General features: G+C 42.5%; 17 protein-coding genes. 14 read left to right on the top strand and 3 right to left on the bottom strand.

Translation table 11 applies throughout. The features are described from left to right. Nucleotides 1-319 precede the first annotated feature (319 nt). Both AHMF7605_RS05900 and AHMF7605_RS05905 read left to right on the top strand, forming a co-directional pair. Nucleotides 320-2,548, top strand: coding sequence for a transferrin receptor-like dimerization domain-containing protein (locus tag AHMF7605_RS05900; protein WP_106927370.1), 2,229 nt, complete (start codon nucleotides 320-322; stop codon nucleotides 2,546-2,548). 120 nt (nucleotides 2,549-2,668) lie between these two features. After that, nucleotides 2,669-3,877, top strand: coding sequence for an MFS transporter (locus AHMF7605_RS05905; protein ID WP_106927372.1), 1,209 nt, complete (start codon nucleotides 2,669-2,671; stop codon nucleotides 3,875-3,877). Between the two features lie 557 nt (nucleotides 3,878-4,434). Here the strand turns inward: AHMF7605_RS05905 and AHMF7605_RS05910 are convergent. Further along, the gene (locus AHMF7605_RS05910; RefSeq protein WP_106927374.1) at nucleotides 4,435-5,607 is read right to left on the bottom strand and encodes an acyltransferase family protein; all 1,173 of its coding nucleotides are present in this window, start codon (nucleotides 5,605-5,607) and stop codon (nucleotides 4,435-4,437) included. A 335-nt stretch (nucleotides 5,608-5,942) separates the two neighbouring features. Here AHMF7605_RS05910 and AHMF7605_RS05915 point away from each other — a divergent pair, with 335 nt between their 5' ends. From AHMF7605_RS05915 to AHMF7605_RS05935, 5 genes are all read left to right on the top strand, one after another. After that, entirely contained in the window at nucleotides 5,943-6,461 is a 519-nt protein-coding gene (locus tag AHMF7605_RS05915; protein WP_106927376.1) for an RNA polymerase sigma factor, read from the top strand. Further along, entirely contained in the window at nucleotides 6,458-7,075 is a 618-nt protein-coding gene (locus AHMF7605_RS05920) for a cupin domain-containing protein (RefSeq protein WP_106933362.1), read from the top strand. The genes AHMF7605_RS05915 and AHMF7605_RS05920 overlap by 4 nt, the downstream gene beginning before the upstream one ends. A gap of 257 nt (nucleotides 7,076-7,332) precedes the next feature. Next, nucleotides 7,333-9,789: a TonB-dependent receptor gene (locus tag AHMF7605_RS05925; RefSeq protein WP_106927378.1), complete on the top strand. Its 2,457-nt coding sequence runs from the start codon at nucleotides 7,333-7,335 to the stop codon at nucleotides 9,787-9,789. 63 nt (nucleotides 9,790-9,852) lie between these two features. Then, a complete protein-coding gene (locus AHMF7605_RS05930; RefSeq protein ID WP_106927380.1) occupies nucleotides 9,853-11,079 on the top strand; it encodes a PepSY-associated TM helix domain-containing protein in 1,227 nt (408 codons plus the stop codon). A gap of 372 nt (nucleotides 11,080-11,451) precedes the next feature. Further along, nucleotides 11,452-11,769 carry a DUF6686 family protein gene (locus AHMF7605_RS05935; RefSeq protein ID WP_106927382.1) on the top strand — a complete coding sequence of 106 codons (318 nt, stop codon included), beginning with the start codon at nucleotides 11,452-11,454 and terminating at the stop codon, nucleotides 11,767-11,769. A 53-nt stretch (nucleotides 11,770-11,822) separates the two neighbouring features. Here the strand turns inward: AHMF7605_RS05935 and AHMF7605_RS05940 are convergent, their stop codons facing one another. Continuing rightward, a complete protein-coding gene (locus AHMF7605_RS05940; protein ID WP_106927384.1) occupies nucleotides 11,823-12,203 on the bottom strand; it encodes a hypothetical protein in 381 nt (126 codons plus the stop codon). Nucleotides 12,204-12,657: 454 nt separating this feature from the next. On the opposite strand from AHMF7605_RS05940, the gene pafA reads away from it, so the two are divergent. The 5 genes from pafA (at nucleotide 12,658) to AHMF7605_RS05965 (ending at nucleotide 17,120) form a co-directional block, all read left to right on the top strand. Then, nucleotides 12,658-14,301 carry an alkaline phosphatase PafA gene (pafA, locus tag AHMF7605_RS05945; RefSeq protein WP_106927386.1) on the top strand — a complete coding sequence of 548 codons (1,644 nt, stop codon included), beginning with the start codon at nucleotides 12,658-12,660 and terminating at the stop codon, nucleotides 14,299-14,301. 389 nt (nucleotides 14,302-14,690) lie between these two features. Beyond that, a complete protein-coding gene (locus tag AHMF7605_RS05950) occupies nucleotides 14,691-15,062 on the top strand; it encodes an SPW repeat domain-containing protein (RefSeq protein ID WP_106927388.1) in 372 nt (123 codons plus the stop codon). Further along, on the top strand, nucleotides 15,046-15,876 hold the full coding sequence (locus AHMF7605_RS05955; RefSeq protein WP_233218960.1) for an SDR family NAD(P)-dependent oxidoreductase: 831 nt from the start codon (nucleotides 15,046-15,048) through the stop codon (nucleotides 15,874-15,876). The genes AHMF7605_RS05950 and AHMF7605_RS05955 overlap by 17 nt, the downstream gene beginning before the upstream one ends. 349 nt (nucleotides 15,877-16,225) lie before the next feature. After that, nucleotides 16,226-16,438: an ATP-binding protein gene (locus AHMF7605_RS05960; RefSeq protein ID WP_106927392.1), complete on the top strand. Its 213-nt coding sequence runs from the start codon at nucleotides 16,226-16,228 to the stop codon at nucleotides 16,436-16,438. Nucleotides 16,439-16,496: 58 nt separating this feature from the next. Next, the gene (locus AHMF7605_RS05965; RefSeq protein ID WP_106927394.1) at nucleotides 16,497-17,120 is read left to right on the top strand and encodes a response regulator transcription factor; all 624 of its coding nucleotides are present in this window, start codon (nucleotides 16,497-16,499) and stop codon (nucleotides 17,118-17,120) included. 457 nt (nucleotides 17,121-17,577) lie between these two features. Here the strand turns inward: AHMF7605_RS05965 and AHMF7605_RS05970 are convergent, their stop codons facing one another. After that, nucleotides 17,578-18,510 carry an EamA family transporter gene (locus tag AHMF7605_RS05970; RefSeq protein WP_106927396.1) on the bottom strand — a complete coding sequence of 311 codons (933 nt, stop codon included), beginning with the start codon at nucleotides 18,508-18,510 and terminating at the stop codon, nucleotides 17,578-17,580. Nucleotides 18,511-18,719: 209 nt separating this feature from the next. Between AHMF7605_RS05970 and AHMF7605_RS05975 the strand changes: the two genes are divergently transcribed. Both AHMF7605_RS05975 and AHMF7605_RS05980 read left to right on the top strand, forming a co-directional pair. After that, entirely contained in the window at nucleotides 18,720-19,343 is a 624-nt protein-coding gene (locus AHMF7605_RS05975) for a CGNR zinc finger domain-containing protein (RefSeq protein WP_106927398.1), read from the top strand. Nucleotides 19,344-19,695: 352 nt separating this feature from the next. Then, nucleotides 19,696-21,042 (top strand): FAD-binding protein, encoded by a 1,347-nt coding sequence (locus AHMF7605_RS05980; protein WP_106927400.1) that lies wholly within the window; start codon nucleotides 19,696-19,698, stop codon nucleotides 21,040-21,042. Nucleotides 21,043-21,050 lie beyond the last annotated feature (8 nt).

Below are 21,050 nucleotides of genomic sequence, written 5' to 3' on the forward strand. Positions count from 1 at the left end.
TTTTCATTTTCGTAATTTATTGGCAGTAAACAGAACCAGCTTACTTATTTTTATTAGTTTGCCTCTACCAGTTTACCGTAAAAAATCAACCCATTATTTTTACTAACTCTTATTTCCATTATTAAATCTCACATCCAGGATCTACAATAGTTTAGGCCGCATTAAAAAATTAACGAAACGTATGTTTTGGTTTCATATAAACATCTTTTTGGGAACCGAAATTCTTTAATTACATTAATCCGGTTTCTGGTAAAGTGTGTCAATTATCAAAACCATAACTAATGCATTCGGTAGCTAACAATTATTAAAAACTAATCTGATGAAAGTTTTGCCATTACTTTTAATGTTCCTGCTTTTTGCCGCCACAGGCTATACCCAAAAGCTAATGGGTTTCACGGATGTAAATGCGGCTAAACAAATTGATTGGGAAAAACAGTTTGATGCGCAGCTAAATGCCAAAAATCTGGATACCTGGATGCAGTTTCTCACGTCACATCCGCACCATGTGGGCAGTCCGCAAGATAAAGCAAATGCCGAATACATGGCGAATTTGTTTAAACAATGGGGATACCAAACCGAAATTGCTTCTTACGATGTCTTATTTCCTACCCCTAAAACCAGGTTGTTGGAACTCTTAGGCAAGCAACCTTACAAGGCCAAACTGGAAGAACCCAGCTTGCCCGAAGACAAAACTTCCGGCCAAAAAACAGAACAACTACCCGCTTACAACGCTTATTCAGCCGATGGCGATGTAACAGCGGAATTAGTCTTTGTTAATCGGGGTGTTCCGGCTGATTATGAGGAACTAGAAAGATTTGGTGTTGAGGTGAAAGGCAAAATTGCAATTGCCAAATATGGTGGTTCCTGGCGCGGTATTAAACCCAAATTAGCGGCAGAACACGGCGCTATTGGCTGCCTTATTTATTCCGATCCGCAAGATGACGGTTATGCTCTCGGAGATGTGTACCCCCAAGGCGCTTTCCGGCCAAAAGATGGAGTGCAGCGCGGTTCTGTAATGGATATGCCGGTTTCTCCCGGCGATCCGCTAACTCCCAATATAGGAGCAACCAAGAAAGCCAAGCGCTTGGACCGCAAGGAAGCCAATACTATCATGAAAATTCCCGTTCTGCCCATCTCCTACGAAGATGCAATGCCTTTATTACAGTCCTTAGCGGGCCCGGTGGTGCCCGCTAATTGGCGAGGAGGTTTACCGATTACGTATCATGTTGGTCCAAGCAAAGATAAAGTGCATTTGAAAGTGGATTTTAATTGGGATATCAAACCGCTTTATAACGTAATTGCCAAATTGCCGGGTAGTGAATTTCCGGATGAATGGGTTATTCGGGGAAATCATCACGATGCCTGGGTAAACGGGGCAGCTGACCCTACCAGCGGAATGGTAGCCGAAATGGAAGAAGCCAGAGCCATTGGCGAATTAGTTAAAAAAGGATTTAAATTAAAGCGGACGCTGGTGTATTGCGCCTGGGATGGGGAAGAACCGGCTTTGCTGGGTTCAACGGAATGGACAGAAGATCACCAGGATGAATTACGGAAAAAAGCCGTCTTCTATTTAAATTCCGATGGCAATTCCAGAGGCTTCATTGAAGTCGGGGGATCTCATACCTTAGAACCTTTTTTTAACGAAATAGCAGATGCGGTGATAGATCCGCAAACCAAGGTGAGTATAAAAGATAGAAGTTATGCTGCCACTATGGTAACTGCAAATAAAAACGCCCGGGCTAAATTAACCGGAACTAAAACTATAAAATTGGAGGCGCTTGGCGCAGGTTCCGATTGGTCTGGTTTCTTGCAACATTTAGGTATTGCCTCCATGAATCTCGGTTTTTATGGAGAATCGGAAGGGGGTGTTTATCATTCCGTTTACGATTCCTACGATCATTTTATAAAATACCAAGACCCGGGTTTTAATTATGGCGTGGCCTTATCCAAAACTGCCGGGCGTATAATAATGCGAATGGCCAATGCCGATATTTTGCCTTTTGAGGTAAATAGCTTTTACAAAACAGTAGCAGAGTATATTACCGATTTAAAATCCCAATTAGATAACACCCGAGCCGAAAATGAACTGGAAAATAAAATGATTCAGGATAAGTTATTTGACCTGGCAAAGGATCCTACTTCAAATTATAAAATACCAAAAATAAAAGATGCTGTACCTTATCTTAATTTCAGTCACCTGGAAAATGCCCTGGTACAGCTAAGAACCAATACCGAAGCATTAGGAAAGCAATATGGCAGCGCTCTAGGAATGCCTGTTACCAAACAAAAGCAACTAAATGAAATCTTATATAAACTGGAAAGAAAACTGATTACGGAAAAAGGATTACCCAGGCGACCCTGGTATAAGCACCAGATTTATGCCCCAGGATATTATACCGGCTACGGCGTAAAAACCTTGCCGGGTATTCGGGAGGCTATAGAACAGCGCAATTGGCCAGAAGCACAGGAAAATATAGAAGTAATAGCCAAAACAATGGAATCGTATACGCAACAAATTCAACTGGCCCTGGCTGTTCTTAGCAGATAAAATAATTAAAATTGGTTAAGGGGTTCATTGAAGATTTGCCTAACAAATTTACCTTAGTCATTGACAAAGATAATTATTAAATAAACTTGCCTTATGTTTCTGCGGCAATGCAAGAAATAAATGGAAAATGTAAATACTCCTTCCTCTACAGAATACGAGTCTAAATCCCTAAAATCAACCTATACCCTCCAGTTCTGGTTATTATGCCTATGCTCCTTTCTTTTTATGGCGGGCCATTACATGATTTTACCCGAATTACCGGCTTATCTTAGTTCTATGGGCGGCGGCGATTACAAAGGCTATATAATTGGCTTATTTACCGTTACCGCGGCCATTAGCCGGCCGTTTAGTGGCCGTTTAGCGGATAAAATCGGGCGGATTCCGGTTATTGTTTTGGGTACCGGCGTTTGCTGCGCCTGCGCTTTGGTTTATCCCTTTGTAGGTTCCGTAGCGGCTTTTCTTTTTCTCCGGTTAATTCACGGTTTTTCCATGGGCTTTCAGCCGACCGGGACTTCGGCGTACGTAGCCGATATTGCTCCGGAAAATCGCCGCGGCGAGGCCATTGGATTATTTGGATTGTTGGGAAGTCTGGGAATAGCCTTCGGGCCGGTAATTGGCAGCACGGTGGCGCAGCAATTTTCCTTAACCACTATGTTTTACCTTTCCTCGGTTTGTTCCTTGGTTTCCGTTTTATTATTATCTAAGATGCGGGAAACAGTAGCCGTACCCGTACCTTTCGCCTTTTCTTTACTTAAAATTAAAGTAAAAGAGCTTTTTGAACCGCGGGTATGGATTCCAGCCTCTATCTTGTTTTTGATTATGTTTCCGAACGGCATGGTGCTCACCTTAATTCCGGATTTTAGCCAATTTTTAGGTTTAAGTAATAAAGGAGTATATTTTACTTTTTTTACCGGTGCTTCTTTGGCCACGCGTTACCTGGCGGGCCGGGCTTCGGATAAATATGGCCGGGTACCCGTTTTGCGTTGCTCTTTGCTTATTTTAATTCTGGCCATGATGGTTACGGCCTTAGCTACTTCGCCGGGTATTTTAATAGTGGCCGCCATTCTTTACGGGATTACCTCGGGTATTAGCTCTCCAACTCTTTACGCCTGGACCGTAGATTTAAGCCGGGATCAACAACGCGGCCGCGCTATGGCGACGGCTTATTTTGCCGTGGAAGCCGGCGTAGGAGCCGGTGCTTTACTAGCCGGCTGGGCATTTGCCAACCAAGCCCGGAACATTCCCACGGTATTCTGGCTCGCTACTTTGTTTGGTTTTAGCGCTTTTTTGTTTTTGCTTTTGGTAGCTAAATCAAATCGGCTGAAATAACTTTTGGTATACTGATACCTGGCTAAAGTATTCTGATTAAGGCTGGTTCGTACCAGTTTTCATATTCGCTAATCCTTATTTTTTGATCCATTCCCGGTAATTTATCGAGTTAAATTTCTTCCCCATTAGGCCGCGGAATTCCGGCGAAAGTAACATATTCAATTCCGTTTACCGGTGCAGGCCGACTTTTGGTTTTCCGTCTCTAGTATGTATCAAATTACTGTTCATATTCACCCGCCTATCCATTTCCGAGCTCGATTGAGCCACACGAATTATTACCAAATAGCTACAATTTCCTGGTACCCGGAACAAGCAAACATGACCGAAGTTGAAAAGTTAAACCCTTTTCCGCTAATTGCTGCACGACCCTATTGAAAGCCCTGGTTCATCCCAACATTATCTACCCGAAGGAGCTAGCCAGGCAACTTACTTTTTGCTTTTTAGGCTAAAGCGGTTTACTAGCAGAAAAAGGTAAAATGAATTAAAGGAAATAAACACTTTTTTCATGTTACTAAATCCATGGCTTTCAATTGGGTAAAATAAACGAAGAACGGTCATCAAACTTTTATATAAACTCTTTTTTTGTCCAGCAAGTACCCAATCAACCACAAGACTAACATATAGGATATTGCAAACAACAAAGAAGCATTTTTGCCAGCCAGCCAGTTAGCGTAACCATGTTGGTAAATCCAGCCTTGCAAACCTTGATCCCCTATTTTAATTAAGCCCAGGGTTTTCACTATCATGCCCGACAAAGCGTAAATAAACAAAGGATTACGGCCAAATACTTCAAAGAAATAAGTCCATTTTTTTAAATTAGCTATTTCTATTATAAACAGTAAGCCAGCTAAAATAAGCAAGTCTAAACCTACCGTTTGTAATACATAGGAACTAGTCCAGATGGGTTTATTAATCGGGAAATAGATATTCCATAGTTGAGCCACTACCACTAATAGCACTACTGTCCAGTTTAAGGTAGTTATCGTTTTTAGATTATTTCCGCTTTTCTGAATAAATACTCCCGTCAGGTAACCAGCAATTACGTTTACGATAGCCGGCAAAGTGCTCAACAAACCTTCCGGGTCGAAGGGAATACCATAGCCTTTGTATAAATTTTTAGCGGGTAGTACCAAAAGATCGAATTTTAATGCGGCATTACCGGAAAGGCTGTAAGGCTCCGGTTGGTCGCCCAGGAAATACAGGATGGCCCAGTACGCACTTAAAGCCAGTACACTGAAGATAACGACGCCTCTGATTTTGAAATAATGAATAATTAATGCGGCAAAACCATAACAAAGCGCAATGCGCTGCAACACCCCCATAATCCGGAGCGCCGAGAAATCTTTTAACGGATAACTGCCGTCTGAAAAGGTAATAAACGGATACGCATTTAAAAATAACCCGATCAAAAATATAAGAGCGGTCCGGGTAATTATTTTGGTCAGAAAAGCTTTGTTATCCTGCTGCGCGAATTTTTGCCTGCTAAAACTTAAAGCATTGCCTACTACAAACAAAAAAGTAGGAAAAACTAAATCGGTAATGGTAAATCCGTGCCATTCGGCGTGTCGGAAAGGCGCGTAAACTGTTTCCCAACTACCCGGCGTATTTACCACAATCATAAGCGCCACGGTCATTCCCCGCAATACATCCAGAGCCAGATACCGCGCTTTGGTTTTCGGGGTAAGTATTGCATTCGTGACTGCCACCGGCGAAGAATAAGCTTTATGCATAATAGTAGAAAAAGTAAGAAGAGCTATAAAAGCAATTATATCAGAATTATTTAAAGGAACTACCTTCCGGCTGTACTTTTATTTTGAATATTTTTGTCTCTTGCTTCCCTACATCCGCTCGCAAGGAAGTATTCGTATGTTCCCGGATAAAAATGAAATGAATAGATTTTATAAATATAACCGGAAACAGTATTCATTTTTGAACTGTTTCCGGTTCATTTGCTTTGTAACCCTAAGAATCTTTATTTTAGTTGAATGTTTTTACCTTTGAACTCTAGCTGTTAATTCTTATGGTCTAAATCTAAACTATAAGCTTAACCTAGCAATTTATTTTTATGCTGGAAAATACTAGTCGGAAAGAGACCGAGCGGGCTTTGGCAATTTCTCTACAGCAAGGTCAACCGCAAGTGCTTGCTTTATTGTACGATGCTTACGCTCCGGTACTATTGGGATTGATTACCCGAATCGTGCGGAACCCGCCGAAAGCGGAATTGATTTTACAGGAGACTTTCCTGGCTATATGGCAAAAGCGGAACACGTATCATGCGGCGCAAAGCGGGCTTTTAACCTGGATGATTATGGTGGCGAAAGAAACAGCCTTAGCTAATTTAGAAAGCGATAAATGGAATGATAATGCGAGCGAGAAAGAAACCGATAGCACCTTACCGGCCGATGATGCGCCAGTAGTCAAATCATTCCAGGAACTAGAAGCAAACGAAAAAGCGGCTTTAGATTTAGTCTATCTTAAAGGTCAGTGTTGTGCCGATGCAGCGGCTACCCTAGGTATATCGGAAGAGACTTTAAAAAATAATTTACGAATGGCCATTAAGCACTTAAGGGCCAATAAACCATGAAAGATACTGTTACGGAATATATTGAATCGGGTATCCTGGAACTTTACGTTATGGGCTTAACCAGCGCGGCAGAAAACGAAGAAGTAGAACTAATGGCTGCTACGCACAAAGCCATCCGCCAGGAACTCGATACCATTCTTACTACTATGGAGCTGTACGCTTCTGAACACGCTGTTGCCCCAAGGCCGCTTATGAAATCCTTGTTTCTGGCAACGGTGGATTACCTTAACCGCTTAGAAAAAGGGGAACCGGCCAGCTTTCCCCCTCTTTTAACCATTAGTTCTTCGTTAAGCGATTACGCGCCTTGGCTGAACCGGCCGGATATGTTTCTACCTGAAATTGCCGAGGATACTTATATAAAAATTATTGGCCATATTCCCACCATGACTACCGCTATTGTTTGGCTTAAAAATAAGGCTGATGCGGAAGTACACCGGAAAGAATACGAACGCTTTCTTGTAATAGAAGGCACTTGCACCGTAACTGCCGGCGAAGCCATTCATTCTTTAGCGCCCGGTAATTATTACGAAGTTCCCCTGCACACCTCGCACGTTATTCAGGTAACTTCCAAGCAGCCTTGTAAAGTAGTTTTGCAGCGGGTAGCGGTAGAGTAGCTTTTAATATTTGATTTAGTATTAGGAGCTACTTTCCCATTTTAAGTTCCTCTGCCTAAATTTCACATTTTTACCGCTTCTTTAATTTTACTAACAGGTTATTGCCCCATCTATGGCTATTCCGCCATTTAACCCTTCTTTGGTTAAGGTTAACTTTAAGGTGAAAATTTTTATTTAGAATTGTTCTAAATAAATTTGGAAGGAATGTGGATAGCTTTTATGTTTGTGACAATTTAGAATTAGTCCAAATAAAAATTATGAAAAAAACTATCCTCCTCCTATACCTACTATTTTTTTGTATCCTATCCAGTAATCTCGTTTTCGCGCAGCAAAGAACCGGCAGTATTCACGGGCGTATTCTTACTTCCGATGGTAGTCCTGCGGGCTACGTTTCGGTTGGTTTAAAAGAAGTGCCGGGTGGCAGTATATCCGAGGCAAATGGCAACTACCGCTTAAACCGCATTAAAGCAGGTAGCTATACCTTGCGGGTAAGCGCCGTAGGCTTAGAAGCGCAGGAAAAACCCATCACCGTTTCGGCGGGGCAATCTCTTACCGTGAACTTTACTTTACAAGAGAGTGCTGCCCGGCTAAAAGAAGTAATCGTAGAAACCAGCAAACCGAATCGTTTTGCCAAAACCGAAAGTTCGTTTGTGGCTAAGATACCGTTAAAAAGTATAGAAAACCCGCAGGTTTACAGCGTGATAACCAAAGAATTATTGAATGAGCAACTTGTTTTTACCGCCGATGATGCCGTCCGAAACACTCCCGGTATTCAGAAAATGTGGGAAGCTACGGGCCGGGGCGGCGATGGCGGCAGTTATTTTAATTCGAGAGGTTTTATTTTGCAGAGTCAATTACGGAATGGAATTGCGGGTATTGTTACCAGCACCATTGATGCAGCTAACCTGGAAAGGCTGGAAGTAATTAAAGGGCCCTCCGCTACTCTTTTCGGCAGCAGTCTTACGTCTTATGGAGGGTTACTGAACCGGGTAACCAAAAAACCTTATGAAAATTTTGGCGGCGAAATAGCTGTATCCGGCGGAAATTATGATTTTAACCGGGTAAGTGCGGATATAAATACTCCTTTAGATGCCGCTAAAAAAATTCTTTTCCGGGTAAATTCGGCTTACCATTACGAAGGTAGTTTCCAGAATAATACTTTTAACCGTAGCTTAGCCGTAGCGCCCAGCTTAGTCTACCAACCTACCGACCGTTTATCGGTGCACCTGGATGCCGAAATGTTTTACGGCTGGAACTCCGGTAAACAAATCCTCTTTTTCTATTACCCGGCTGCCGCTTTGGGGGCTACCCGCGCCGACCAGTTACAGGTGGATTATACTAATTCGTACCGGGGCGGTGGGCTTACCCAAAAAACCAGAAGCACCAACTTCTTCGGGCAGGTTAATTACAAAATTTCCGAGCATTTTACTTCTTCTACTAATTTTACTTCCAGCCACAGCTTCTCCGACGGGTTCGGGCCTTATTTTTACCTGGTTCCGGATAACGTCGTTACTCAAAACGAAGCGGATACTGGTAAAGCCAATTATATTGCCCGGGCCGATCAATCGACGGGTAATTCCAAGAGCCAAGTATTGGAAGTCCAGCAGAACTTTAATGGCGATTTTGAGATGGGCAGTCTGCGTAACCGGATAGTTGTAGGATTAGACTTTTTCCATACCAACTCCGACCAGAACTTCTTTGGCAGTAATTTAGACATTGTGCCCCTGAATGTACCGGATTACGATTACAGTTCTTTTAACGGCACTACTATGGCGGCCAAATACGCGGCCGGTCCACCCGATTTTACTTACCCGGTCATTAATAAAACCAATACGTACAGCGCCTTTGCTTCGGATGTTTTAAACCTGACGGATAACTTTAGTGTGCTCGCTGCCTTACGGGTTGACCACTACGTGAACAAAGGCGACCATACCGGGGGTACCATCACCGAAGGATACGAACAAACCGCTCTATCTCCTAAATTTGGCATCGTGTATCAGCCGGTAAAAGATAAAGTAGCTTTGTTCGCCAACTACCAAAACAGCTTTAATAACCAGGGCACTTTTAACGCCTACAACCCAACTGATCCGAGTAAAGGCTTAGCCGCTATGGCCGAGCTGGAACAAGCTAATCAAATTGAGGGAGGCGTGAAATTAGATTTGCTGGCCGGCAAACTAAGCAGCACCATCAACTACTACAACATTCAGGTAAAAAATATATTACGAACCGACCAGCGGGCGCCGGCCGTGGCGCAAATTCAGGACGGTACGCAGTTAAGCAAAGGGGTAGAGATTGAAGTGATTGCTAATCCGTTTGTTGGGTTTAACGCCGTGGCTGGTTTTAGCTTCAACGACTCTAAATACGAAAAAGCCGATGCCGACGTAAACGGTCGCCGGCCTACTACTGCTTCTTCGCCTTACCTCGCGAACCTTTGGTTAAGCTATCGCTTGCCGGAAACCATTCTGAAAGGTTTAGGACTGGGCTTTGGGGGTAATTACGCCAGTGATAATAAAATTATGAACAGTGTTTCAATGGGCGAATTTACTTTACCCGCCTACACTATTTTGGGAGCCACTGCCTTTTACGAACAACCAAAATACCGGCTGGGTTTAAAAGTTGATAACCTGACCAACGAACATTACTGGATTGGCTATACCACCATGAATCCGCAAAAATTAAGAACCATTGTGGGCAGTGTAGCTTATAAATTTTAATTAAGGTGTCTTATTTCAACGCTTCTGCCTTAAAACCAGGAGCGTTTAATCTAATTCTTCGCCATGAAACCGGAAAAAAGAAGATTTAAATACTGGATTGGGCAAATGCACTTATGGCTGGGGATGGCCTCGGGCTTGCTGGTGCTTTTTTTAGGAATTACCGGTTGCATCCTCGCTTTTGAACGCGAAATTGAAAATGTTACTCAATCTTACCGGTTTACCCCGGTGCAAAAGCAAGCCTTATTGCCACCGTCCGCTTTAAAGAAAATTGCCGATAAAGCGTTACCGGGTAAACTTGCCCACAGTGTTAGCTACGAACCCGGTAAGTCGGCCCAGGTGGTTTATTTTAGCTTGGCCCCGGAATATTATTACAGCGTTTTTTTGAACCCCTATACCGGTAATGTTCTGAAAGTGAAAAATATGAACGAAGATTTTTTCCGGATTGTGATTATGGGACATTACTTCCTATGGTTACCTCCGGCTATTGGGCAACCGATTGTAGCTACGGGTACTTTAATTTTTGTCATTCTTTTAATAACCGGCTTGGTATTATGGTATCCTAAAAACAAGGCCGCCCGCAAACAACGATTTTCAATTAAATGGAATGCCAAATGGCGCCGGGTTAACTACGATTTACACGGCGTGCTGGGCTTTTACATGACCTGGGTAATTATTTTCATTGCTTTCACTGGCTTAGTATGGGGTTTTCAGTGGTTTGCGAAATCCACGTATTGGATTGCCTCCGGAGGAAAAAACCTGGTTGTTTTTGAAGAAAGCTTTTCCGATACTACCAACGCCCAAAAAGCCAACTTAAACCAACCGGCCATGGATGTATTATGGGAATGCGCCCGAGCGGCTAACCCTAATTTCACCGGCAGCATTGATGTACACGTACCCGATGGGCCAAAAGCCGCTATTGAACTAGCGCTGAACCCGGATACCAAAACATACTGGAAAACTGACTACCGCTATTACGACCAGTACACCTTAAAAGAAATAGAAGTAAAACACCAATACGGAAATTTTTCGAAAGCCAGTGCGGCGGATAAATTAATGCGCATGAACTACGATATTCACGTGGGCGCCATAGCCGGATTAACCGGGAAAATAATTGCTTTTTTTGCTAGTTTACTGGCGGCCAGCATGCCCGTTACCGGTTTTCTGATTTGGAGGGGCCGGAGAAAAAAACAATCTATTTCGGCTCGTGAGCGGATTATGTTACCATCCACTTCCATTAGGAAAAGAAGAATGCCAACCCCTTCACCACTAATTCAGGAAGAAAATACGTGAAGAAGATTAATATTCATCCCCTTACTTCTATTTATTTTATCATTCGTTGGATCTGAAAAACGGATACTTTATTAGTTTTTAAAGATTCCGCAGCATAAGGCTGTTTGGTAAGACGCCTTAAAGTATTGCTTAACCTTATGCGAACTGGGTAACATAAATCCGTCTTTCATAAAGAGAGTTCTTTCATTCATCCGGTAACAGCATTTTACCGCGCAAGCGCAACGCTCGGGTACTTTTATTATCCTACCGCTCACCGGCTCAAACATAGCTTTTCTCTTTTTATGAGCGGAATGGAGCGCGCAGATTGTAAAATTACCGGGTAAAGAACAAGCCGCGTTGTCCTTGTTTTAATTTCTAAGTTGGTTATTGTTTATGTGCGAAATCCTCATCTTAAGCAGCAAAAATACCTCTACTATTAGTCAGTACCTGCATTGTCAAACTATTTTTCTCTGGCATAATAATTTATTATTGAGTTTTACTCAGGCGGAGTTTCTGGCTTTTCAAAAAATAACCACTCAATTTGAATTTGACGTGCATTCGCTACCTTTTCCGGATAACGTAAAACGATTAGTTATTCAATTACCCAAGCATCAGGTTGGTTTTGCTTTTACCGACGAAGAATGGGATGATTTGTTAATTGTGATAAGAGAATCCTTGTTAATGCAGGAAGTTTATGCAGCCATGCGGTAAAAAAATATTCTTGCGGGCTGAAAGAACCTGATGACAGTTAATTAACTTTCTTTTTAGGCGTGTTTACAAGTAGAAGAATTTACTATTACTCGATCTTTATATGTAATGCAGCATGCCGCTAAACTGGGCGCCGAACTGCAAAGCCCCCTTTTTTTGCCCCATTTCAATGCGCTCCACGGCTTCCACTGGAATACTGTAATGCGAAGCCGGATAACCGTACCTATTAAAATTAGTAATAATGCTGTTCTTCCGAATGTTAAATTACTAGTCCCGTGCGGGTCTAAATCACGGGTAGAAATATTTACCTCGTTACCCGAACCATCCACGACGTTCACAAACACGCTGGGAACTTTGGCAAGTAACTGGTGGAGCGTTTTTTCACTGATAGTCGCATGTAATCCATTTAAGGTAATCACCTCCGTTTTTTTACCCAAAAAGAGAAAAGTTTCCTTTAGATGGGATAAACGTTGAATATCCGATTTTGAACAGTAACCAACCGTAACCTAATTGAGCGGCTTAATTTTAGTACTATTTAATTAAATTTGTGCCCACACGGATATATCAGACGAGAAAAGGCAGGTACAGAGTAAATAATTTTCATAATTTTCCGCCACCGGTATTATAAAGCAAATTTTAAAAAAACACCCATATTCTATTTTCAATTTTAACCTGAAGGTGTTCTTACTTAAATCCGTGTTTATGAAAAAGCTACTCCGGGTTATTTTCTTCATTTAAAATTAACAGCAATAGCTAACTGCCCGCTAGCCGAAAATAGAACTGCTTCGTAGGAAAACTTTGTGGATTTATAATCAATGAATTTTACTTTACTTTGAACCGGCAAATTATTTCTTCCATAGGTTGTACTAGGCAGCCTTGAAATCTAATAAAATGAAAAAAAACTGGCTTTTATTTTTTTGCATCTTTTCGTTTACTTCCTTATTCGCCCAAACCAAAATTTCCAAAAACCAAGAGTTACCCCGGCCCAAGCTGGTGGTAGGCATTATGGTCGACCAAATGCGATGGGATTATTTATACCGCTTTTATAATCGCTACCAGGCGGATGGTTTTAAACGCATGCTAAACGAAGGCTTTAGCTGCGAAAACACCTACATCAATTATATTCCTACGGTTACGGCCGTGGGCCATACCACGGTTTATACCGGCTCAGTACCGGCTTTTCACGGGATTACCGGCAACGATTTTATTATTCGGGCAACCGGTAAAAGTATGTATTGTACCGAAGACCCAGCGGTGCAAACGGTTGGCAGTTCTTCGGCGGCCGGTAAAATGTCGCCGCGCAACTTGCTGGCCAGTACCATTACCGATGAGCTAAAGCTAGCCACTAATTTCCGCTCCAAAGTAATTGGCATTGCCTTAAAAGACCGGGGCGGCATTTTACCCGCCGGGCACACCGCCAATGCCGCTTATTGGTTCGACGATGCAACTGGCAACTGGATTACCAGCACGTATTACATGCCCGACTTGCCCACTTGGGTAAAGCAGTTTAACGCCCAGAAACTGCCCGAAAAATATTTGAAACAAGATTGGAACACCTTATACCCTATTAACACTTACGCGCAAAGCACCCCGGATAACAACCCTTACGAAGGTATTTTTACCGGCATGACGACTCCTACGTTTCCGGTTAGAACTTCCGGCCTGTTCAGCAAAGATTATAGCATTATTCGTACTACGCCGTATGGCAATACGCTTACCTTGGATATGGCGAGAGCCGCGGTAGAAAAGGAGCAGTTAGGCCAGGGAGAGTTTACTGATTTTCTAGCGGTAAGCTGTTCTTCTACGGATTATATCGGGCATAAATTTGGGGTAAATGCCGTTGAAATAGAAGATACGTATTTGCGCTTAGACCAGGATTTGGCTAATCTTTTTAAATTCCTGGATGGGAAAGTAGGCAAAGGCAATTATACCGTTTTCCTGACCGCCGATCATGCGGCCGCTCATAATCCTAAATTTTTGCAAGACCACCAAATTCCGGCTGGTTCCTGGCCGGGCGCCGCTTTCGAAGCGGAATTAAATAAGCAATTAAAAAGTAAATACAAGGTAGACAGTTTGGTTTTAGGCTTCGAAAACTACCAGGTTCATTTAAACCATCTCCTAATTAGTAAAAATAAACTGGATGAAGGCGCTATTCGCCAGGATTGCATTCAATTATTAAAAACAAAACCCGGCGTGGCGTACGTTATTGACCTGGATAAGGTGCCGCAAAGTACGATACCGGAAATTTTGCGCCAACGCATTATTAATGGCTATCATTCGGCCCGAAGTGGCGCGATCCAGATTATTTTACAACCGGCCTGGTTACCCGGAGGATACACTACCGGAACCAGTCACGGTGCCTGGAACGCCTACGACGCGCACATTCCTTTAGTCTGGATGGGCTGGGGCATTCAATCCGGAAAAACAAATACGCCTACCCACATGACCGATATTGCGCCCACATTAGCCGCTTTGCTGCACATCCAGGAACCCAACGCGAATATCGGGCAGCCTATTACACAAGCTTTAAAGTAATTGCAGCTTAATTTAAATAGTAAGCATCCCTACCAAAACACAGATAAGCCACCTTCCATTCTTCGGAGACAGTAAAGTTAAATTAACTTTAGTACTGCTTCCGAAGAATAAACGGCGCTTTCCATCCTCCATAACAATACTTTATCCTCTGCTTTTATTATTAAGAAAATCAATTTGTCTTCCAGTGAAGCTAGTCAATAATTCTTATCAGCCGGATAATGGCCTAACCCTTGTTTTACTAAAGTAAGTAGTACACTGTTTAAGTATTTGTTTAGGTGTTAAATCTGATTTTAAAGAATTCAGAGGAGAAACCAAGGTAATTAAGTAACCTTTCCGCGCAAAATCATTATAGTTATTACTATTACTAACAACTATAATCGAATCGAACTATGAAACAACCCATTACCCGGCAAATGCATGGCTTTGCCGACTACAGCTATATTCCGACAATTACTGCCGCTCCCGAACTTTTTAATTTTAAGGAAGAAAAAACAGCCGCTACTTTGTGCCGCATTTTAGGGGGCAAACTATTTCTCTCCACCATCTTAACCCGGGCCGAATGGGGTATAGTAAAGGTTTTGCCTTTTAAAGCGCACTTAGCTTTAGATCTGGCAGCCGGTATTTTTACCGTTGGCGCCCCCTGGCTGTTTGGCTTTGCGGATAATACCAAAGCGAGGAATGCTTTCCTGGCATTTGGCTTAACCAGTATTGCCGCCGCTAGTTTAACGGAACCAACCGAACTAGGTGAGAAGGAAGAGTAATCAGGGAGGGAATTTAGAAATGGCGGATAAACAAAAATACGCTCTGGTTACAGGAGCTACCCAAGGTATCGGCTATGAACTGGCCAAGTTATTGGCCCAGGATAAATACAATCTGGTAATTGTAGCCCGCCATCAGGAAGAACTTGACGCCAGAGCAACAGAATTTAAACAGCAATACGGCGTAGAAGTAATAACCCTAGCCAAGGATCTATCTACCCGGCAAGGCCCTTTTGAAGTATACGAAGCCGTAAAAATGCAGGGCATTCCGGTAGATGTTTTGGTAAATAATGCCGGTCAGGGTCAATACGGCGAGTTCGTGGAAACCGATATTACTCGCGAACGGGAAATTGTGGATTTGAATATTGGGGCGTACCTGGTGTTAACCAAATGCTTTTTAAAAGAAATGGTGGCTCGCAACGAGGGCAAAATATTAATGGTTTCCTCGATTGGCGGTGAGCTTCCCGGCCCTTTGCAAGCGGTTTACCACGCTACCAAAGCCTTTGTTTCTTCCTTTACCGAGGCCATTCAGAACGAAACCAAGGATACCAACATAACCATTACCAAGCTTTTGCCCGGCGTTACGGATACCGACTTTTTTAACAAAGCCGATATGACGGAAGCTAAAATAGTTAAAGAAGGCAGCAAAGCCGATCCGGCAGAAGTAGCCAAAGATGGTTACGCAGCTTTAATGACCGGCAAACTCGAAATTATATCCGGCTTAAAGAACAAAGCCATGGTAGCCGCCAGCAAAGTAATACCCGACAGCCTAGTAGCCGAAAACATGCACCAGCAAGCGAAACCCAGCGAGAAGTAAAAACCTTAGTATTTATTTCAACACAAATCCCTGGCTAATACAAGTTAGCCAGGGGATTTTTATTAAGTAAATAGAACAAAACGGGATTATTCGCCTGTAAAGAAAAACAGATGAGTAACTCGCAAGCTCGTAGGTTTGCCCGCTCCCGGGTACTGCTGAGTGGCTAATTGGTATAAGTAATTTTTAGTACGGCTCCTAAGGTTTACAGGACTTTCGCCAATAAAGAGGCAAGCCTTTACACTTTCCCTATCTTTTCTTAAGGAAAAATTTTCTCTATCAGGCGAAAGTTCTGCTATATTACGGATAAGCCTGACTATTTTACTAGTACCATTTTGCGGGCCGCTACCTGTTGACCATCCAGGTCGATGGTATAGACAACGAGGAAGGATTGGCACATCCTATGGGGGAAGGCAACGGCTTAAGAAATTTTAAGAAACGGGCGCAAAAAATGCAGGCCGACTATTCTCTGGTAACGCAACCAAATCAAGGAGTAGAAATTAGACTAACCATTAACTTATTACAATTTAATAAATTGGACTTAGCCCTGGCAGAAATCCCATAATCATGGGGTATCTATTTCGTTAGCTTATTGTTACTTTTGTTCAAATCCCCCCATCTATATGGCTATAAGAATTGCGATTTACGAAGATGATATCAATTTACGCCAGCCACTCCGCGAACTGATTCAAATGGAAGACGATTTGGAAGTAGTAGGCGCTTTTGAGAATTGTCTTCAGGTGGAAAAGCAGGTGACAGAGCTGCAACCCAATGTGGTTTTAATGGATATTGAACTGCCGCAAATAAATGGCATTGCTGCCACCAAGCTCTTGCGGGCGAAATGTCCGCAAGCCGAAGTATTGATCTTAACCAGTTTTGAAGATAACCAGCAAATTTTCGAGGCCATCTTAGCCGGGGCCCGCGGTTATATTGTGAAAGGAGAAGATAATGGCCAAATAATAGACGCCATTAAACAAATTATGGCTGGCGGCGCTCCCATGACTCCTTCTATCGCCCGGAAAGTTCTGGAATTTTTTGCTTCTCCCACGCACCAAAAGGAAGTGGACAAACTTTCCCAGCGGGAATTTGAAATTTTGAAGCTATTAAAGGACGGCTTAAGCTACAAGATGATTGCTGCGAAAACATTTGTGGAACTATCAACGGTTCAAAGCCATATCAAGAATATCTACAAAAAACTGGAAGTACACTCGGCTCCGGAAGCTTTCAAAAAGATCTTTAAAAATTAACTTCATTACAATAAAAGCATTACCTGGAGAATTTAACAAGTAAAACTTAATATCCAAAGACTTATATCCATTCCATTACTTAACCAATTTAATTTATAGAATACTAATATCCAATAGATAGGAATAAGATGTATGAGTAACAGTAGTTAAATGAAAGAACACCCGTTTGGCTAGGCAGGGCCTTCTAAGGTTGCGGTGCTTGAGCATTCTGCCAAATTAATGGAGGTAAAGAAAAAGAAGTAGTGGCCGCTTCTCCTCCCCTGTTTTTAGCTTGTCCAAAGGACGGAGAAGTCAAACCAGGCCCGCCGGCCACGAGGAATACACGAACCGCTCCACCGCATCCGCACTGTATTATGTATTATTGAAACAGGAACAGTCTCAACAGATAAACCGTCCTTAATACGTCTTTCCTATTTCAATCTAGTATAATTAACTTTTAATCCTAACCTCAAATCTACTATTCCGAAGGAAGCAGTTGTTTCTTATAGCCCGGAATATTGGTGAGCAATACCCCCAGTAAAATTACCAGTAAGGCTCCTACCTGCACCAAAGTTATTTTTTCCGCCGCAAATAAGCCGCCTAAAAATACCGCCACTACCGGGTTAATGTACGTGTGCGTACTAACCAAAGCCGGTGGCCGCACGGATATAAGCCAAACGAACGACAAATAAGCGACTAAGGAACCCATTACAATTAAAAACAACAACCCGCCCCAGGCTTGCAGGGAAACTTCGGCAAAAGAAAACCCGGGCCATTCTTTCGTAAATAAACTAATTAGCAAACTAACCATTCCCGCGGCCATTAACTGTTCTGCCGTCGTCATAATGGTAGAATCCGAATTGCCGGTTCCTCTTTTGGAAAGCAACGAACCTACTACCCACGATACCGAACTGCCGAGCAAAACCAGGTAAGCCGTTAATTGCGCCGAAGAACTACTCGCAGCATTTCCGGATTGCACAAAAAACAAGATTACCCCGAAGAACCCGATCAGTAAACCGGCAATTATTAATTTCTGCGAAAAGTAAGTAGACCAGCATTTTTTATCTAGCAAAATAAACCAGAAGGGCTCGGTAGCAATAATAATGGCCGCACTGCCCGAACTTATAAATTGTTCGGCCCAGGTAACCAACCCGGAACCACCTACCAGCATCAGCGAACCACAGAGAGTATTCCGGCCCCAGTTTTTAAATGTAGGGAAAGCTTCGCCTTTGAGCAAACACCAGCTAAACAAAATAAGGCCGGCAGTAAGGAAACGTAAAAATGATAAAATGAATGGCGGAATACCATCCAGGCCAAATACAATAGCTAGGTAAGTAGAGCCCCACACTATATAAATATTCGCGAAAGCTACTAAAACCATCCAACGGGGAGCTGCAGTTTTTTGGCTCATAATAAAACGTTTTAAGAGTTATGAACTTTAGTAAGTATTAGTTAAAAGGCTGTTTTAAACAGACTACATGTATAAACTCTGCGGCATTATTTGGCCCGCATAATAAGATATCAGCAAAAGTTATCTATTTTTACTACTTAAAAGCTTTTTAAACGTAAAAATAAAAACAATTGTTACTAGTAAAATTAACTTAAGTAGTAAAAATAAAAATGGCGCATCAAAACACAATCGAAACCATTCAGTTTGATGGGGGTGCCCTTTGTCTGGATTTTATAAATACTGTCCGGAACCGGAAAGTACCCGTTATGCATAATTACCTGGCTACTTACCAAAGCTTTATTATTTGGTGCCGAAGAATAAATGCGTGGCCAGAAGAATTGCTACATACTTTATGGGCGTACAGCCAGGCTCATCCGGAAAAAGCAGAATTGGCACTTCAAAGTATTTTGGCTACCCGAGAAAACATGTACGCTCTATTCTCAGCGATTGCGGCGGAAAGTACCCCCGACTCTACGGAACTAAAAAACTTTAATCACTATTTATCCAATGCTTTAACTCAGGCAATGCTAAATTTTGATAACCATAGTCTTAAAGTAGAAATAAATATCTGGGAAAATGATCTGGAAGGACCTGTAAAAACGGTGCTGTATTCGGCTTTTCAAACCTTAACCCAAGCCAATCCGAAAAAAATAAAAGAATGCGCTGAATGCGGCTGGTTGTTTTTAGATACTACTAAAAACGGGAAAAGACAGTGGTGTAATCCGGGTTATTGCGGCAGTACTTCCAAAGCCCGGCGCTATTATCACCGGAAAAAAGAAAAAGAGCAGAATTAAGTTATATGTTTTAAATTGTACGTTTATAAGGTTTTCTGTTCCGTTTACTTTATTTTATCTCTAATCCACCTTTTCAGGTTAAGTCAATCTTCTCTTACTACTCTCCCTTCTACTTGGTTCATTTAAACGAGAAATCAACTAATGTGCGTTGCAAAAGCATTATTGAACGTTCGACTAAACAAGGTTTGGCGCTTTGTTAAACTACTTGCTAAAGGAAAAGGATTAAGCTTAACTATTGCAGAGTTAAGCTTTCTTTGCGTTAAAAATCTTATATTTACAAAAGTCGCTTGCCAATTAAATTAGCTTTTCGGATTTTAAGTACCCAACCTTTTATTCTTGTTCTCGTGTAACCATGAAAAGACGACCTTTTATAAAATTATCTTCTACGGCCACGGCGGCCAGTGCTCTATTTCCCGTAACGGAATGGCTGCCCGACGAAAAAATAAAAAATTGGGCCGGAAATATAGTTTACAGTACCAGTTCTATCGCTTATCCGAAAACCCGGGAAGAAGTACAAGCTTTTATCAAAAATCATTTGAAAGTTAAAGGACTCGGCACCCGCCATTGCTTTAACCGCATTGCCGACAGTAAAGATTACCTGCTTTCGACGAAACAGTTAAATAAGGTAATTTCCTTAGACACTCAGGCGCATACCGTTACGGTAGAAGGTGGTATTAAATACGGCGAACTGGCTCCTTACCTGCACGAGAAAGGATACGCGCTTCCTAATTTGGCATCCTTGCCGCATATTTCGGTGGCGGGTTCTATTACTACGGCTACGCATGGCTCCGGGGTAAAAAACGGCAACTTGGCTACTTCGGTGGTAGGTTTAGAATTAATAACGGCCGACGGCAAAGTACATACTTTCTCCAAAGAAAAAGATGGTGAAACCTTTAACGGGGTAGTGGTTGGTTTAGGTGCTTTAGGTATTATTACCAAAGTTACCTTGGCCTTAGAGCCTACCTTCCAGATGCGGCAATTTGTGTACGAAAGATTGCCGATGGACCAATTAAAAGAAAACTTCGAAAAAATAGTTTCGGCGGGGTACAGCGTCAGTTTATTCACCGATTGGCAAAGCAACAGCATTAACGAAGTATGGATTAAAAGCCGCCTGGATGATACCACGAACGCCGAAGTGAAATCGGAATTTTACGGTGCCGTGCCGGCAACTAAAAATCTGCACCCCATTGCCGAACTCTCCGCCGAAAATTGTACCGAACAAATGGGTGTCCCCGGTCCGTGGCACGAGCGTTTACCGCATTTCAAAATGGGCTTCACTCCTAGCAGCGGCGTGGAATTACAATCCGAATATTTTGTACCGCGCGATCAAGCCGTAGCAGCCATTCAGGCCATAGCGCGTTTAGGTAAGCAAATTAGCCCCCACCTATTTATTTCCGAAATCCGGACCATTGCCCCCGATAGTTTCTGGATGAGTCCGTGTTACCAACGCCCTAGCGTTGCACTGCATTTCACCTGGAAGCAGGACTGGCCGGCCGTAAGTAAACTGTTACCAATTATTGAAAAAGAATTGGCGCCTTTTAACGCCCGCCCCCACTGGGGGAAATTATTTACTTTGTCCTCCCAAACCTTAGCGTCGCGTTACGAAAAACTGGCGGATTTTAAAAAATTAGTAGCTCAATTTGATCCCCAGGGCAAATTCCGCAACGAATTTCTGAATACGACTATTTACAGCAGTTAATCAGGTGA

The organism is Adhaeribacter arboris (genome assembly GCF_003023845.1).
GTDB classification, from domain to species: Bacteria; Bacteroidota; Bacteroidia; order Cytophagales; family Hymenobacteraceae; genus Adhaeribacter; species Adhaeribacter arboris.

Excerpts from the sequence above, each read along its gene's own strand:
- AHMF7605_RS05900 (WP_106927370.1), top strand. The coding sequence starts at position 320 with ATGAAAGTTTTGCCATTACTTTTAATGTTCCTGCTTTTTGCCGCCACA.
- AHMF7605_RS05965 (WP_106927394.1), top strand. The coding sequence starts at position 16,497 with ATGGCTATAAGAATTGCGATTTACGAAGATGATATCAATTTACGCCAG.
- AHMF7605_RS05910 (WP_106927374.1), bottom strand. The coding sequence starts at position 5,607 with ATGCATAAAGCTTATTCTTCGCCGGTGGCAGTCACGAATGCAATACTT.
- AHMF7605_RS05975 (WP_106927398.1), top strand. The coding sequence starts at position 18,720 with ATGGCGCATCAAAACACAATCGAAACCATTCAGTTTGATGGGGGTGCC.
- AHMF7605_RS05980 (WP_106927400.1), top strand. The coding sequence starts at position 19,696 with ATGAAAAGACGACCTTTTATAAAATTATCTTCTACGGCCACGGCGGCC.
- AHMF7605_RS05950 (WP_106927388.1), top strand. The coding sequence starts at position 14,691 with ATGAAACAACCCATTACCCGGCAAATGCATGGCTTTGCCGACTACAGC.
- AHMF7605_RS05970 (WP_106927396.1), bottom strand. The coding sequence starts at position 18,510 with ATGAGCCAAAAAACTGCAGCTCCCCGTTGGATGGTTTTAGTAGCTTTC.
- AHMF7605_RS05925 (WP_106927378.1), top strand. The coding sequence starts at position 7,333 with ATGAAAAAAACTATCCTCCTCCTATACCTACTATTTTTTTGTATCCTA.
- AHMF7605_RS05935 (WP_106927382.1), top strand. The coding sequence starts at position 11,452 with ATGTGCGAAATCCTCATCTTAAGCAGCAAAAATACCTCTACTATTAGT.
- pafA (WP_106927386.1), top strand. The coding sequence starts at position 12,658 with ATGAAAAAAAACTGGCTTTTATTTTTTTGCATCTTTTCGTTTACTTCC.
- AHMF7605_RS05920 (WP_106933362.1), top strand. The coding sequence starts at position 6,458 with ATGAAAGATACTGTTACGGAATATATTGAATCGGGTATCCTGGAACTT.
- AHMF7605_RS05905 (WP_106927372.1), top strand. The coding sequence starts at position 2,669 with ATGGAAAATGTAAATACTCCTTCCTCTACAGAATACGAGTCTAAATCC.
- AHMF7605_RS05915 (WP_106927376.1), top strand. The coding sequence starts at position 5,943 with ATGCTGGAAAATACTAGTCGGAAAGAGACCGAGCGGGCTTTGGCAATT.
- AHMF7605_RS05930 (WP_106927380.1), top strand. The coding sequence starts at position 9,853 with ATGAAACCGGAAAAAAGAAGATTTAAATACTGGATTGGGCAAATGCAC.